General features: G+C 50.3%; 18 protein-coding genes. All 18 read right to left on the minus strand.

All coding sequences use genetic code 11. The features are described from left to right. Nucleotides 1–418: 418 nt before the first annotated feature. The 18 genes from ppc to PGRAT_RS27620 all read right to left on the minus strand — a co-directional run bounded on the left by ppc (nucleotide 419) and on the right by PGRAT_RS27620 (nucleotide 13858). On the minus strand, nucleotides 419–3211 hold the full coding sequence (ppc, locus tag PGRAT_RS27540) for a phosphoenolpyruvate carboxylase (protein ID WP_025705073.1): 2793 nt from the start codon (nucleotides 3209–3211) through the stop codon (nucleotides 419–421). A gap of 300 nt (nucleotides 3212–3511) precedes the next feature. Continuing rightward, nucleotides 3512–3775 carry a holin gene (locus PGRAT_RS27545; RefSeq protein ID WP_025705074.1) on the minus strand — a complete coding sequence of 88 codons (264 nt, stop codon included), beginning with the start codon at nucleotides 3773–3775 and terminating at the stop codon, nucleotides 3512–3514. A 120-nt stretch (nucleotides 3776–3895) separates the two neighbouring features. Continuing rightward, nucleotides 3896–4594, minus strand: coding sequence for a M15 family metallopeptidase (locus tag PGRAT_RS27550; protein WP_025705075.1), 699 nt, complete (start codon nucleotides 4592–4594; stop codon nucleotides 3896–3898). Further along, nucleotides 4566–4958, minus strand: coding sequence for a hypothetical protein (locus PGRAT_RS27555; RefSeq protein WP_025705076.1), 393 nt, complete (start codon nucleotides 4956–4958; stop codon nucleotides 4566–4568). The genes PGRAT_RS27550 and PGRAT_RS27555 overlap by 29 nt, the downstream gene beginning before the upstream one ends. After that, nucleotides 4942–5142: a hypothetical protein gene (locus PGRAT_RS27560; RefSeq protein WP_025705077.1), complete on the minus strand. Its 201-nt coding sequence runs from the start codon at nucleotides 5140–5142 to the stop codon at nucleotides 4942–4944. Before PGRAT_RS27560 ends, PGRAT_RS27555 begins: the two co-directional genes overlap by 17 nt. Nucleotide 5143: 1 nt before the next feature. Continuing rightward, on the minus strand, nucleotides 5144–5452 hold the full coding sequence (locus PGRAT_RS27565) for a hypothetical protein (protein ID WP_025705078.1): 309 nt from the start codon (nucleotides 5450–5452) through the stop codon (nucleotides 5144–5146). Between the two features lie 282 nt (nucleotides 5453–5734). Next, entirely contained in the window at nucleotides 5735–5866 is a 132-nt protein-coding gene (locus PGRAT_RS34735) for a CD1375 family protein (RefSeq protein WP_272945706.1), read from the minus strand. A 53-nt stretch (nucleotides 5867–5919) separates the two neighbouring features. After that, nucleotides 5920–6393, minus strand: a complete 474-nt coding sequence (locus PGRAT_RS27570; protein WP_025705079.1) for an XkdW family protein — start codon at nucleotides 6391–6393, stop codon at nucleotides 5920–5922. A gap of 14 nt (nucleotides 6394–6407) precedes the next feature. Continuing rightward, the gene (locus PGRAT_RS27575) at nucleotides 6408–7985 is read right to left on the minus strand and encodes a hypothetical protein (RefSeq protein WP_025705080.1); all 1578 of its coding nucleotides are present in this window, start codon (nucleotides 7983–7985) and stop codon (nucleotides 6408–6410) included. A gap of 11 nt (nucleotides 7986–7996) precedes the next feature. Further along, nucleotides 7997–8608 (minus strand): YmfQ family protein, encoded by a 612-nt coding sequence (locus PGRAT_RS27580; RefSeq protein WP_025705081.1) that lies wholly within the window; start codon nucleotides 8606–8608, stop codon nucleotides 7997–7999. 2 nt (nucleotides 8609–8610) lie between these two features. Then, nucleotides 8611–8946 carry a hyaluronate lyase N-terminal domain-containing protein gene (locus PGRAT_RS27585; protein ID WP_025705083.1) on the minus strand — a complete coding sequence of 112 codons (336 nt, stop codon included), beginning with the start codon at nucleotides 8944–8946 and terminating at the stop codon, nucleotides 8611–8613. Between the two features lie 12 nt (nucleotides 8947–8958). Continuing rightward, nucleotides 8959–9981 carry a DUF2793 domain-containing protein gene (locus PGRAT_RS27590; protein ID WP_042267516.1) on the minus strand — a complete coding sequence of 341 codons (1023 nt, stop codon included), beginning with the start codon at nucleotides 9979–9981 and terminating at the stop codon, nucleotides 8959–8961. A 1-nt stretch (nucleotide 9982) separates the two neighbouring features. Next, nucleotides 9983–10396 carry a hypothetical protein gene (locus PGRAT_RS27595; protein WP_025705224.1) on the minus strand — a complete coding sequence of 138 codons (414 nt, stop codon included), beginning with the start codon at nucleotides 10394–10396 and terminating at the stop codon, nucleotides 9983–9985. Between the two features lie 4 nt (nucleotides 10397–10400). Continuing rightward, nucleotides 10401–11459 (minus strand): baseplate J/gp47 family protein, encoded by a 1059-nt coding sequence (locus PGRAT_RS27600; protein ID WP_025705225.1) that lies wholly within the window; start codon nucleotides 11457–11459, stop codon nucleotides 10401–10403. After that, nucleotides 11452–11823, minus strand: a complete 372-nt coding sequence (locus PGRAT_RS27605) for a DUF2634 domain-containing protein (RefSeq protein WP_238326786.1) — start codon at nucleotides 11821–11823, stop codon at nucleotides 11452–11454. The genes PGRAT_RS27600 and PGRAT_RS27605 overlap by 8 nt, the downstream gene beginning before the upstream one ends. Before the next feature lie 56 nt (nucleotides 11824–11879). After that, entirely contained in the window at nucleotides 11880–12176 is a 297-nt protein-coding gene (locus PGRAT_RS27610; protein ID WP_025705227.1) for a DUF2577 domain-containing protein, read from the minus strand. Between the two features lie 5 nt (nucleotides 12177–12181). Beyond that, nucleotides 12182–13144, minus strand: coding sequence for an XkdQ/YqbQ family protein (locus PGRAT_RS27615; protein ID WP_025705228.1), 963 nt, complete (start codon nucleotides 13142–13144; stop codon nucleotides 12182–12184). Nucleotides 13145–13156: 12 nt separating this feature from the next. Beyond that, nucleotides 13157–13858, minus strand: coding sequence for a LysM peptidoglycan-binding domain-containing protein (locus tag PGRAT_RS27620; protein ID WP_025705230.1), 702 nt, complete (start codon nucleotides 13856–13858; stop codon nucleotides 13157–13159). Nucleotide 13859 lies beyond the last annotated feature (1 nt).

Raw genomic sequence — 13859 nt, forward strand, 5'->3', positions numbered from 1 at the left:
AATAATTGCGCAGTAGGGGCAGTTGGATACGGCGGCATTCCTAAGAATGTTTGGACTTCCGGACGCTGTTGTCTCCAGATTTCCTGATTTGTACCGCTGTTCGCGGTTGAAATCCGGAGACAAAGGCGGTCGCTGACGCTCCTACAGTTCCAAAATTCTTCTCCATGCCTTCTCCTCACCTATACCTAGCGTTACTTTGCGGCTTTGCCCAAAATCCATATCGGCAACAAAGGGCAGGGTAAAGGGAAAGAAGCTGCTTGATCCTTGCAGCGCAGAAACTATAATCACACAACAAAGCCTCTATGGTTATTCGATACATAGTTCAATCGGTATTAAACAAAAAATCCCCGTTCCGCCTCCATATAGAGGCGGGACGGGGATTGGAAACGGCCCGGCCGGCTTCCAAACTCACTGTAAATCAGCCGGTATTCCGCAGTCCGGCGGCAATGCCATTGATCGTAAGCAGCACCTCGCGCAGAAGCTCGGCGTCATCTCCCTCGGCTTCACGCAGGGCTCTAAGCTCCGACAAGAGCTGCACCTGCAGATAGCTGAGCGGATCAACGTAAGGATTCCGCAAACGAATGGATTCCTGGATGACAGGAACGTTATCCAGAATATCCTGCTGCCCGGTGATTTTGAGAATCAGCTCGGAGGTCAGTTTGAATTCCGCTTCGATCTGTCCGAAGATACGGTGACGGGCTTCCTCATTTTTGCCCATGCCGGCGTATTCCTTGGCGATAATCAGATCCGCCTTGGCAATCGCCATTTGCAGAGTATCAATTAATGTAGTGAAGAACGAAAATTCTTCATACATATGCTGCATGATCTTCAGGTTCTCTTCCTTGCCGTCGTAAAAGCTCTGCAGCCCCGTTCCGGCAGCGTACCATGCTGGAAGCAGGTAACGGCTCTGTGTCCAGGCAAAAACCCAAGGGATGGCACGCAGATCTTCAAAGCGGTCGCTGTTCTTTCGTTTGGAAGGACGCGAACCAATGTTAAGCTCACCCACCTCAGGAAGCGGCGTCGACTCCTTGAAGTAGTTCAGGAAATCCGGATCACGGAAGATCAGGTCCTGATATTTGTTCAGTGATACTTCAGAAATCCGGGCTACAATCTCTTCCCATTTAGGATCGTACAGATCAGCCTGCGGTGATCTGGCATTAATCGCTGCCGTAATCAGCGCGGAAGTTGCCTGTTCCAAGCTGCGGTAGGCGATTCCCTGCATCGAGTACCGGGAGGAGATGACTTCGCCCTGCTCTGTAATCTTAATGCCGCCGCCAATCGTCGAGGCCGGTTGAGCCAGAATACTGCGGTTCAGCGGCATGCCCCCGCGGCCAAGGGCTCCCCCGCGGCCATGGAAAAATTTCAGTTTGATGCCGAATTCATCCGCCGTAGCCGTAATTTCCTTGAGTGCCACACGCAGCTCATAGTTGGCGGTAACCACACCGCCATCCTTGTTGCTGTCCGAATATCCCAGCATGATCTCCTGCAGATCATTCATCGCCCTAACCGCATCACGGTAGATTGGCAGGTTGAGCAGTGTCCGCATAATTTGCGGTGCATCATGCAGATCGTCAATGGTTTCGAACAACGGCACAGCCTGAAGTGTACAAACAACAGTACCATCGTTGTCTTTGCGGAATAAGCCGACTTCCTTGGAGAACACCATAACCTCCAGAATATCGCTTGCAGCTTCAGCCATGCTGATCAGGTAGCTGGTGATGCATTGTTTGCCGTACTCCTCTTGAGCCGTATAAATAGTACGGTACACAGCAAGACATTCTTCCGTGCTCTCGCTGTAAGTCTGATATGGTGAAGTTAGCGGCCGCGGATCATTCAGCAGTTTTTCCAGGAGTTCAATCTTCTCGTTTTCCTGCAGCTTGGCATAATCCTGCGTAACATTCATTTTGGCCAAAATCTCAGTCATCGCATTTTCATGCTCCTGACTGTGCTGGCGGACATCAAGAGTTGCGGTATGGAATCCAAACAACTCTACCTGGCGAATCAATTTCTTAATGTAGGTATCCGCTACATAATCGGCATAGTGATGACGCAAGCTGCGGTCAATCACATTTAAATCATCTATAAATTGCTCCGGTGAGGAGTAGCGCTCCAATGAGCCTTTTTTCTCATCATCCATAACATTCTGTGTCTTCGCGATCATATAGGTAAGCTTAATCCGGTATGGCTCATTATCATTATGCCAGGATTTCGTCTTATCCAGCTGAATAATACCCCGGTCCAGTTCAATGGATTCCAGCAGCTCCGGCGTCACCTTAACGATACTTGTACTAAAACTCAGATACTGCATCAGTTCGCGCATAATGCGCTGATATTCCCGAATCGCCAGCTTGCGCTGCAAACGCAGGGTCTGCAGGGTCACAGCTGCGGTTACCGAAGGGTTGCCGTCACGGTCCCCGCCGATCCACGAGCCAAACCGCAGATAGGTGGGAACATGCCAATTCTGGCCCGGATAATATTTGCTTAGACATCGTTCAAGTTCTTGATACACATCCGGCAGCACCTGGAAAATCGTCTCATGGAAATAGTACATTCCATTGCGGACTTCATCGAGTACCGTAGGCTTGCGGTCGCGCAGCTCATCCGTCTGCCATAAGGTAATGACTTCATTCAGCAGCTTCTCACGCAGCTGTTCGCGTTCCCGGAATGTCAGGGTAGGGTTATCCAGACCCATCACATCATCAGAGATACGCTTATGAATATCAAGGATCGCCCGTCGCATGGCTTCCGTAGGGTGAGCCGTCATGACCAGCTCCAAAGACAGGCCGTTCATGATCTCATGAACATCCTCGTGTGAGAAATCCCGTTCGCGGAGCTCCTGAATCGCGCTTTCGATAGAACCAGGCTGTACAGTCTCCCCGGCTGAACGTTCGTAGTCGCGTTTTCGGCGAATCCGGTGATTCTGCTCGGCAATGTTCACCAATTGAAAATAAATAGCGAACGCCCGTATCACCTGGTGTCGATTCTCAGGATCAAGTGAATTGATTAGCTCCTTGAATTCATTGTGCAGTTCAGGCAAAAACAATGAGCGCAGCGATTTGCTGGTTTCGCGGATCTTCTCTACGATCTCCAGCAGTTCGTTGCCGCCTTGGTGAACCAAGACTTCGCCCAAAATATTCCCCAGGAACCGTACGTCTCGCCGCAGCAGATTGTTAGAGTTGCTTTTGCTGACGGCAGTCGTAAGTTCGGTCATGCTGCTCCCCCCATCCTCTTTCCGGATCAATGCTTTTAACATTGTCTATTTGATGCTTTCCTCATATCATACAATAAAACTGCCCGGAAATCTCCAACTTCATTGCGCTGTAAAGCGATACAGCAATTAAGATTATACACCAATCCGTCTATATATGCAGTCTCAAAAAAAATATGTATCTCTTCCTATTTATAATGCCTGATCTGCGTCGGGTTTATGTAGTTTTTGTGTGATAATATATCACGCAGGAACACAAAAAAAGCCGACTCCAAGGAGCCGGCTGTCAATTAAATTCACGTATTATTTTTTGGTGGTTCCCGGGCGATCGTTGAAGGCTAATTCGAATAAACCTGTCGCGGATAATCCGGCGAGTCCCCCTGACCATAACCGGAGCGTGAGCCCCAGATCGGTAAAAGGATACGCAGCCGCTCCTATAAGCAGCCCAATCCCAAGTCCGATAAAAGGCACCGCGTTGGTTGGCAGATTAATATTATTTTTGACCAACTGCACCAAAGCAAGCGTAAATACCGCCAATACCGATGCAAAAGCCAATACATTATTCAGAATATCGGTGTTAATCACTTAAAATCATTCCTTTCTGTTTCGCGTTTATCGCTCAAACGTGTTAATATTTCTATTCTAGGAAAGTATTTCTATTATTCATAATATACAGCTGCGGTTATTCTAGCGGCCACTTGTAATCTCAACGGTTCGGGTAACCGAATCATAACCAACCGAAGCTCCAAGCGCCTCCGCTACAGCACGTACCGGCACATAAGTTACACCATTTTCCAAACGGCCATCGGCTATTTTTGCGCCATTCACTTTTACTATTGTAATTGCATCACTATTCAGATTCTGTTCCTCCTTAGCCCTTCCGTTGATTAGCCTATACGCCGCTTTCACCGCTTGTACTGAAGGCTGTGCTCCCGCTCGCAGCTTGGAAAGCGTCAATCCGAAGCTCATCTGAAAATGGGGGTAGTCCTTCAGGCTGGTCCAGTCCCCGCCCCATTCGAAACCCAGCCGCTTAGCCTGCTGAACCACCTCGAGCCAATCCGTTGTCCGATCCTTGTCTCCGTCGCGCGCCATGTCCCAGGACACGCTTGAGCCATTCGGCAGCAGCAATGCAAAATCAATGGCCAGACCATAATTGTGGTAGCTATAGCCACCCCGGGCATTGGTAACAATCGATCCCGGTTTTGTGCGTCCTTGGGCATAGAGCGCATCCTGCTCTGCAATCGTCCGCAGTCCTTGCGTAATCTGGATCGGAACACCGAATGTGTAGCAGCATTCGATTAACGCAGTAGCTGCTGCGAGCACAACGGGATGCAGACCCGTTAGGCGGGGGGCGGATTTATTTTTGATTTGCATTAGGGTCAGCATGGCTTACTCCTCCCTTCTTCACCTCCTGCAGAACAATGAACAAATCTCGACGTTTTGTGAACACCAGCAGGGTTAGGATGAGCAGGCCGATCGCGGTTCCGGTCTGGGCAACCGCCCAGGCTTCTGTTTTGAGTGAAGCCAGCACGGAGTCTGCCCCGGACACTGCGGTGAAACGAATCCACAAAGCTACTGCCATTTTTACGGTGTAGGCACCCAGAAAGAGAAAGGCTGCCAGCATAAACAGGCTGACCGCCTTTGCCCGCAGGCGTCGGCGAAAATACAAAAAAAGCGCAGCTATCAGCAGCAGCGCACAAATCAAAGATACCGAATATGCAATTAACAGCAACCTATCCATTACGCCCATTGTTGACACCCCGATCATAGATTAGAAATTCGGCAAATCCGTTATTATGGATCTCCTCCTGAATCTCTTTGGATACGTCCTTATATCGAAGGATAGAGAACATTACCCGGGCCGAAGCTTGGGTCAGCTCCCTCTCCTTTTTCCGGTGCAGGGGCGATAATCGTTTGATCCATCTACTCAGCACGTTATCCTCCCCGATCTTCTTCATTTACTACATTCACACCGCTTGATGTGTAATCAACTTTCAGTCTCTGCAGTACTTCAAGCGTGGGTGCCATGAAATCTGAGCGCTCTTTATCCAAAATATTCTGCAGACGGTCCCGGTCTTCTTCAGCCCGCTCAAGCAGCTCACGCGGCACCAGATTCCCTTTGACAATCGAGCGCAAAAGCACCAGAACAATCAAGAGCAGAATTAAGGCCACGATATAAGCCAGCCCATATTTATCAGCCAGGGGAAGAATCTTCTCCAAGTTTGCAATATCGTTGCTGTCCATTGTTTCACCCCTTTCTTGTTGAACTTTAGATTTTCATATTAGGTCTGGTCGTAACTGCGGGGAATGTTTGGACTTCCGGCCGCTGTTGTCCCCAGATTTCTTGACATGAACCGCAATAGCGGTTGAAATCCGGTGACAAAGGCGGTCGCTAACGCTCCTATAGTTCCAAACTTCCCCTCCGCACTTCTACCTTTTTATTCTTTTTTCAAGTTCAGCTTATAAAGATGTACCCCCGGTTTACGGGGGCAAAATAAAAACGCCACAGCGGGCGCCAGCAGTCACCTATTCTTCTTTGGCCAGATACTCAAGTCCGCTGTCAACCAGGATTTCTTTTACGCCAGCTTTCAATGTCGCCGGAACTTCCGTGAACTTGGTCTTCCCTAAGATTACACGCTGTGCAAAAAACATCGTCATTAAAATCACCTTCTTCCCATTTTGACCTTCAACCACATAGAACAGACTGGGTATTACTGATAAACCCTCGTCGCCATCTCTGCAATGATATCTTCAATAAAGTCAGCCCGCTCGGACAGAGCATTGTTTTGCGCCTTCAGCCGTACATTCTCTTTCTGCAGCTGCTCGACTTCCGTCAGCTCTGGCGGCTTGTTGGCTTCGGCTTCCTGGTAGGCTTCCCAAGCGGCTTGCAGCTCTGCTTCTGTGGGCTTGGGTTTGTCCAGGTTCCAGACGGCGATATAGGGTCCACGCTCTACGATATCGTAATCCTCACCCTCAGTGAGTAGGTTGTAGTCGATACCGTAGCGATAATGGACACCCTCTACTGGATTCTCGCCGTCTTCCGGCGGCTTGATCTCGTAGCGGACACGGCCTTTTTCTTCGGCTCCGGGGCGCAGGACGGGTTCTGGTCCGTTGTCTTGTACGATGAAATCCCGCGTTGACTCAGCTTGCGGGTGAAGGTGCATGATTGCTAGTGCTATATTCATTTTGAATCCCTCCTTTATCCGATTCTATCAATATTAAGTGCACATATTGTAGGGTCTGCTAAAGTAGTAATGTCTACCCCTTTTTTTTGCTCTATATATATTTCCAAATAATCCCCCGCATTTAATGGTACAGTTTTACTGCCGCCAAGAAAAATAAAAGCCCCGGGAGAGCCCACTTGATCGAAACAAAGCGTCCTACCCGCCTGACCGTTAACATAATAGTATAAACGGGTTTCAAAGGTTCCGTTAGCATTAAGCAGTAAAGATGCATCAACATGATAGAGTCCGCTTTGTTTTACTGTGAATCTACCGATACCGTCATATTCCTCGCGTTGGTCCTTGTCTTCTTGCCCATAATTAATTTTTGTTCGCACAGAACTTGAAATTGTTTGTGAAGCATTATGCGCGGCTTGAACATAAGATCGAGAAGTAGATGTATTATCTCCCCATGGGTTAACAACACCGTCACCAAAAGAAATTATACCTCCCGTCTGCGTGCTGTTTATGGCTGCTGTAGCGCTCATTGTCCCAACGCTTCCTCCGATTTTTGCTCCTTCAGTCGCTAGATAGCCATAACCGCTGCCACTACCGCTTACACCAACCACAAATACATTTGCTCCACTACGTGCCCATATAGATGTTGTTTTATTGGAATACATCCCTCCACTTATGACAGCCCCACCACCGTATACCATAACTCCGTAATAACTGCCAGCACTTGCAGTCACATTACAGTTTTGCAACCAAGTCCATACATTACTGATCAACTCAATTGCATTGGCAGTCGTTGTAGTAGCCGTGATCCCTGTAATTGTGACTTGAATTGTATTTTCCTGCATCGACAGGCGAGTAACGTTCACGATCCCTGAAGCATTGATTCCAAGTGTACCTCCCCCACCAAATCCCTTTAAAACAACTTCCTCCGCATAGGTTCCCGCTACGATATTAACTACAACTGCATGATTAACCTTCTGTGGGATCATACTAATAGCTTTACCAATGCTCCTAAACGCCCCACCTGCCGTATTCGCCAACCCATTATTGCCATCATTCCCATCCGTACGGACATAGTAGGTAATATCCGCCGTCGTCTGCTGCGGGGTTGTCGCCAAAGGCGCTTTTCCATTCAACTGCCCCTGAATCCCTGCCGTCACTCCATCCAAATACCCAAACTCCGCATTCGACACCACCCCAGTGCCGATCTTGCTTGCATCGATTGCCGCGGCCGCGTTAATATCCGCGTTTACAATAACCCCCGGAGCAATCGCGGTAACCCCATCCCCTGTGCTGGTCACATCCCCGGTATGATTGGGATGCACATATTTATTGGCCCCTGCCGCTACTCCGTCCAGCTTCGCCTTATCTGCTGCGGCCATCAGCCCGGCAGCGCTGGTGGTGGCTGCCGCCGTGGAAGCCTTTGCGTTCCAGGCGGTGCGTTCCGCCGCGGTAATATGCTTTACCGTATCCACGGCATGGTCCTGCACATTTTTAACGGCAGCATCCAAAACATCCATATTGCCGTTCAAATCGGCGATATCGACAATATCTGTGCCATCCGGCTTTTTCAGCCCCAAATTACCCGTAGTCTGCATAGTTCACACTCCTATTCGTATACTCTTAATTCATTCCATGTTCTGGCGTGCGCTGCATTCCAGGTGAGTGACTTCAGCGAATTCCACCAGGTATAGCTGTACACAAACTTATAATCCAGATGGGCAGGCTTAATCTCTTCTATGATTTGTATCAACCCTGCCATGTTTGCCGGAATGCCCAGCGTCCCTACAAAATGCACCTCAAAGCTATACGCTCCCGGCACCTCAACAACCTGAACATCCCCTCCGGAGAAAGCAGACGCCGTCCGCCGGATCATCTCCGGTGTAGTCGTCCCGCTTCCGCGCAGCTTGGCCTTGATCATTTCCCGGCGGGCGGCATAGGATTTGGTATTGTCCGTGGTCAGGGCCAGCACCTTCTCCCAGCGCGCAAGCCCCCAGGTTGCCGACTCCACCTTCGTCTGCAATGCCGAATCCTCTATCGAATAGGCCAGCTGTCCACATTCCGCAGCATGGCTATCCTGGATCTGCTCCATCTCAAGTACACCCTGATAATACTCCGGCAGGTATTGCATCAGGTCAGGCTTGTTAAATTCCGGCCCCTCTTGTGTGGCGGGACTGGAAGAATAGCTTATTGTCCCGTATACATTCTCGCCATAGGTCATAGTTACACCCCTTTAAGCTGATTCCAGTTCAGCGGGCCTTTGGGCATGTACTCATGCGTATGAGCCGCTGGCGGATACACCGCCGGCTTCCCGTCTACCCCTGACCAAGGTACGGTGTCCGCCGCCTGCGCGTAATCCACTTTGCCGTTGTTGTTGGTGTCATAGATGCTTTTCAGCATATCACCGGTGCTTTGTGAGGCTACGAGCAGTTTGTTGACAGTGCCCGTCCCGATGTAGAGCTTCCCTGTATCGGTGCAGTAACCGAGTTCCCCCACCGCAAGGGTACCCAGTGCGCCCTCCAGGCCGCGGCGGATTTGAATTAATGTCTTTAGAGCCATTATCTTCGCCCCCTAGAATGTACCGCCGTCAATAGCAGCCACCATCAGCCGGTTGCCATTGGCTGTGTCGTATACGATGCTGCTTCCATCGACACTGGCCGCTACACCGTTCGAATCGACGGTGATCCCTTTGCCGGCGGTCACTGCAATCGCATCGGCGGTCACACCAATCCCGTAGCCTGCCCCAATGTTCAGTGTCACTGAATCGGCTTGTCCGCCCCCGGTAAGGCCATTGCCGGCTGTAATCGTCTGTAATGCTCCACCCGTACGAACCCAGGCACTGCCGTTCCAGCTGTAGATTTTCTGTTCATCGTCAACATAAGCCGTCCAGCCCACAGCCGGTGTATAATACACCCATGCCGCAGATTGATACTCAGCAATTTGATTGGTTTTGCCCGCCCAGACGCCTGTTGCCGCCGCAGGAATAATGTAGCGGTCGCCCTCCGCAGGAATCACCGGGGGAACAGTCAGATTCTGGTTTTTCACTGAACTCTGCGGCTCGATATTATGCTTGGCCAGCTCGATCTCGTTCCTGATTTTTTGTGCTGACCACAGGTCGGTAATGGCTGTTCCCGTATCATTGATTACACGGTGCTTGGAGGCATCGTCGATATGGGTTTTGATCTCAGCCGCAGTTTTGATATTTGTACCGTCAGAGATCTTATTTACATGGCCTGCCGTGATGTCTGCCTTCAGTACCTTGGCATAGGTTGTTCCATCGGTAACGTCGTCCACTGACCCCGTCAGATCACTCAGCTTCTGCACATTAATCCGGCGCCAGGCCGAACCATCGTCGAAATACAAATATCCGCTGTTCGTTCCGCTGGTTACAATGTATGCCCGCCCCGCAGAAGCAGCTGCCGGACGTGAAGCCTCCGGACCGGACATCGCCCGGCCCACCATGGAATTGGAAGTGCCGTCACCAATGTAGACTTCCTTCGTATCCGTGCAAAAGCCCATCTCGCCCGCCTGCAGGACTCCATAAGCAGCAAGCTCCGCCCGGGTGCCGCGTTTTAGTTGAATCGTCTGCGCCATTTTACACCTCTCTTCTAAAAGATCCTCCGTCTATGCATCCCGTTGCCTTGTAGCGTTCCAACTCCCTTTGGGCAGCAGTCAACCCCCATTGCAGAACATTAATGTCATCCGCTTCCACAGTATCGCCCGGTGTCTCATAAGTGACATAGACTTCAGGGACTTCGGCAAAAATCTTGATAAGCCGCCGCCAAGGCGCCTCATCTGGAAAGGAAACCGAGAAATTCCGCAACTCCACTCCGCTGTAATGAGAACCTGTATACACCGTGATGCTCTGGTTGTTAATATTGTCATGCGCGAGCAGACCACTGTAAACCCCGTCTGTAAGTAACAGTTTCTCCTCAATAACATAGCTGCCGCCGTTTGATTTTTTGTTCAGCTTGTCCGTAAATTCATCGATCTGCTGCGGGTATCCCATCGTCCTACACCTCCAGCACGACGCTGCTGAACAGCGGCACTTCAGTTTCGCTTAAAGTCACATTGCCCGATCCGCCGTTCAGCTTCAGCCCGCTATAGTCTACAACGCCCTCTGTATCCAGCAGCAGTGAACCAATTACAGATTGGCTGATATAGGAAGCGGTAAAGGCCTTCTCTTTGCGGTATTTTTCCAGTATTTCCTTAAAAGCATCGATTACCGCCTGCAGCGTATATCCGGAAGCAAGGGTAACCTTGGCGGTCACGCTGATGCTTTTCCCGTCTGCAGCCGCTACAGTTACTACTGCTCCTACCGGCGCCTGGCCTTCACCTTGACCCGCAATTGGATCGATATATTGCTGTACCTGCGACACCAGCAGTCCGGAGGCAGGCTGTTTCGCGGCATCCACAATTACCACCTTTACCGTCTTAGGTCCATTCCATAACGGAAAAACCCGCGCTCCCCCTACGCCGTCTATTTGCAGCGCCCACTCCATATAATGATATTTGTTGCCGCTCGTCGACGGACGTCTGGCTGACTCTAAAAAACGCTGGCGCAGCGCCTCGTCATCCTCGGCATTTTCACCGGGAATCAGCAAGGCCGTTATCTCTCCACGTGCTAGACCAGGGATATAATTAATAGGCAGCAAGGAGCCAAAATACCGGTTTCCTTCCTCTCCCGCTGCTTCACTCTCCAGCCTATAGGTTCCCGGAGCCAGTTTCTCCACCGCCGTATAGTGCAGCAAATCTAGTGAAAAGCGGCTGCCTGGCGGAATATCCAGCAGTTCACTCGCGCTATTATAGAACATTGCTTTAAGCTCGGCCTTGCTTGCGGCACGTCTGGTTATTCCCGACCAGGCAATACTGCGCTCCAAATATTCACCAGTAGCCGTATCCGCAAAAAACAGATTGCTGTTCACATCCAGCTCAATATACATCTGCGCCATCTCAGCCGCCGCCGGAGCCAGCGCATCATAGATGATGCTGCCTTCACGTTTATCCAGACTGGATGGTACCCGGTCCAGCATTCGCTCAAGCAGAGCCTCGAACGTCTGATCTTCATACACCCTCACTCATCTCCTTTCTCAGCTCGAAATTCCCGTACTGGGTAATTACCTTGCAGCTGAAGCTCAGATTATCCCCGTTAAAAGAAACCGCAGTGTCCTCCAGCCTGATAATCCGCTCATCCTGAAGCAATGCTTCACTAACAATACGCCTGATTTCAGCTCTCGCCAGCAGTCTGTCTTTTCCCAGCACAAGGCCCCATTCGGTCCCGTAATCAGAACTATAAATCAGATGCTCATAGCGGTCGGTCCGCAAAATTTTTGCCACTGCCTGCTGTACCGCTTCAAGGCCGTCCAGCCGGCCCGTAATTCGTTTCTTGTCCCAATCCATTCTGTAGGTCAGACTGGACATTTCAGTGTTCTCCAAAGAGGTGTCTCCTTCAAGAGTTGCGGTGATAGGGCCTGCATTTCCAATTTCGGGTATCATACCGGATCCACCAGCCTGTCCAGTACAACATAACTCTGCCCGCCCTGCATCCGCACCATCAGGACACGGTCACCCTTCTCAAGTCCCCGGCGCAGAACGATCTCCCTTCCATCCCATTCTAGCTTGCTCTCCATGACGGATTCGGGAAGAACCAGAGCGGCTCCTGACAAAATAAACCGCTGGTCCACCTGAATCTGCAGCGGTGCCGCCACAGTTACCGTCCCATATGAAAAAGCCACAGGATTGGTACTCCCTACGGCGCCGAGACTTGCTTTTTTAATAATATCAAGCATCATTTCTACACCACCTTTATATCAAGAGACATGGTATGCTCCCCGCCGGAAATCTTATGGCTGCATTGCTCCACCAGAAACAGCTTGGTGTCCAGCGCATCCAGCAGCACATAAATCAGGTTGCCTGCACGAACCCGCAGATCGCCTATTGCCTGAACAGAAAGACTTGTTTTTTCCCGGTTATGCATCTTCAGCAGGTTGTCTGCGTTCTCCCGGATTTGAGCGGCGTTCGCCTTGTCATCGGCTTTTTTGTAGAGATGCAGAGTACCCCAGCGTTTCACATTCTCCGGGTCGCTGACCGGGTAGAACTCCCGCTTACCGCTCTCTTTGTTGTCCTTATAGAGATAGATCGTATTGTAGGTATCATCATCAATGCTTTTTTTGAGCGAATAGTCATACAGATAATGTCCTGTTCCCAGCACCAGATCAAGCTTCATCGAGTCCATTCCCCGCAGTGTCAGCTTGCCGAAGTCATCATAAAAAGCCATTAGCTGCCCCTTCTTCTCCATCTCACCGCCAATAGCCCCCATAATAATATCCAGCAGCTTCTTATCATTTTCTATTAAAGAAGGCATGCGGTAGGCCGTCTCTTCCAGCACCCCTGTCTTCAATCCGTAGTCCTTGGCAATTTTTGTGATGAGCTCACTGGCTGTAACATCCTGAAGCACGTAGCTCCCGTTGCCGAGCAGATAGCGGATCTGGTCATAGGCCGTCAACTTGATCTGCTGATCACTTCCGGTATCAATGCTGAACACGAACCCGTAGAACACATTGATGCCATCTTTGCGGAACTGGACAATATCCCCGTTGCTGATCTTAAATTTGGGGTGCTGATAAATGCCACTATCGATAATAGTCATATCCAGCGTTGCTGGCTTACCTGCCCGTGACGTCTTCCAGGAGAGATCTGAGACAATGCCGGCAATATCCCATAAGAGCCCTTCTTTATTCTTCAACAGCAGTTCCATACGCTTCCCCTCCTACGGCAGCTTAAGGACTTTGCCGATGGGCAGCTTTTTCAGCTCAGAGTCCTTGATGCCGTTAAGCTTCTGTATCACTTTATATTTCTGGCCATCACCGAGAACCTTCTTGGCAATGCTCCACAGACTGTCGCCTGCTTTCATCGTGTACGTTTTGGGGGCCGCTTTATCGCTCGCCCGCTTTGGCTCTGCCTTAACTTGGCCCTTTACGATCTTTACAGGACTGGCCTGGTAGAACACGTACTTTTTGAGGGATAGTGAATACTCCACGTCACCGGAGGTGCCCGCGCTAAGCTTCCAGGTAAAGCTCTCGATACTCATGGCCATATTCAAGGCCAAATCATTCGGTACGGACGAATCCTCACGCTCTCCCTTCAAGCTCACTCCAGATAACACAAAACGGATCGGCCTGCGGCTCTTCATCCATTTCTGGATCATCTCCACATATTCAAAAGGCCGCAGCAACCGGTTAGGCCCCTCACTGCGCACCAGTACAAAAGGATAATGCTGCGCCGGGAAGATACTTTCAAGCGTGATCTCCGTCAGCTTCGGATAGGCAATGGCATTGATTTCACCCAGATCGACAATGGTATAGCTTTTGCTGTCTCCCGACTCTTTGATTTCCAGCGTCTCCGGATTCACAGGCAGCCGGAAGAGATCCTCCAGCTCATTAAAACTCAAGAAAAAACCGTATTCTTCCACG

Source organism: Paenibacillus graminis, assembly GCF_000758705.1.
Lineage (GTDB): Bacteria > Bacillota > Bacilli > Paenibacillales > Paenibacillaceae > Paenibacillus_AQ > Paenibacillus_AQ graminis.

What these genes read in the sequence shown, in the direction of transcription:
- PGRAT_RS27555 (WP_025705076.1), bottom strand. Translation starts at nt 4,958, where the DNA reads ATGGGCGTAATGGATAGGTTGCTGTTAATTGCATATTCGGTATCTTTG.
- PGRAT_RS27590 (WP_042267516.1), bottom strand. Translation starts at nt 9,981, where the DNA reads ATGGCGCAGACGATTCAACTAAAACGCGGCACCCGGGCGGAGCTTGCT.
- PGRAT_RS27585 (WP_025705083.1), bottom strand. Translation starts at nt 8,946, where the DNA reads ATGGCTCTAAAGACATTAATTCAAATCCGCCGCGGCCTGGAGGGCGCA.
- PGRAT_RS34735 (WP_272945706.1), bottom strand. Translation starts at nt 5,866, where the DNA reads ATGACGATGTTTTTTGCACAGCGTGTAATCTTAGGGAAGACCAAGTTC.
- ppc (WP_025705073.1), bottom strand. Translation starts at nt 3,211, where the DNA reads ATGACCGAACTTACGACTGCCGTCAGCAAAAGCAACTCTAACAATCTG.
- PGRAT_RS27570 (WP_025705079.1), bottom strand. Translation starts at nt 6,393, where the DNA reads ATGAATATAGCACTAGCAATCATGCACCTTCACCCGCAAGCTGAGTCA.
- PGRAT_RS27615 (WP_025705228.1), bottom strand. Translation starts at nt 13,144, where the DNA reads ATGGAACTGCTGTTGAAGAATAAAGAAGGGCTCTTATGGGATATTGCC.
- PGRAT_RS27550 (WP_025705075.1), bottom strand. Translation starts at nt 4,594, where the DNA reads ATGCTGACCCTAATGCAAATCAAAAATAAATCCGCCCCCCGCCTAACG.
- PGRAT_RS27610 (WP_025705227.1), bottom strand. Translation starts at nt 12,176, where the DNA reads ATGCTTGATATTATTAAAAAAGCAAGTCTCGGCGCCGTAGGGAGTACC.
- PGRAT_RS27575 (WP_025705080.1), bottom strand. Translation starts at nt 7,985, where the DNA reads ATGCAGACTACGGGTAATTTGGGGCTGAAAAAGCCGGATGGCACAGAT.
- PGRAT_RS27580 (WP_025705081.1), bottom strand. Translation starts at nt 8,608, where the DNA reads ATGACCTATGGCGAGAATGTATACGGGACAATAAGCTATTCTTCCAGT.
- PGRAT_RS27595 (WP_025705224.1), bottom strand. Translation starts at nt 10,396, where the DNA reads ATGGGATACCCGCAGCAGATCGATGAATTTACGGACAAGCTGAACAAA.
- PGRAT_RS27565 (WP_025705078.1), bottom strand. Translation starts at nt 5,452, where the DNA reads ATGGACAGCAACGATATTGCAAACTTGGAGAAGATTCTTCCCCTGGCT.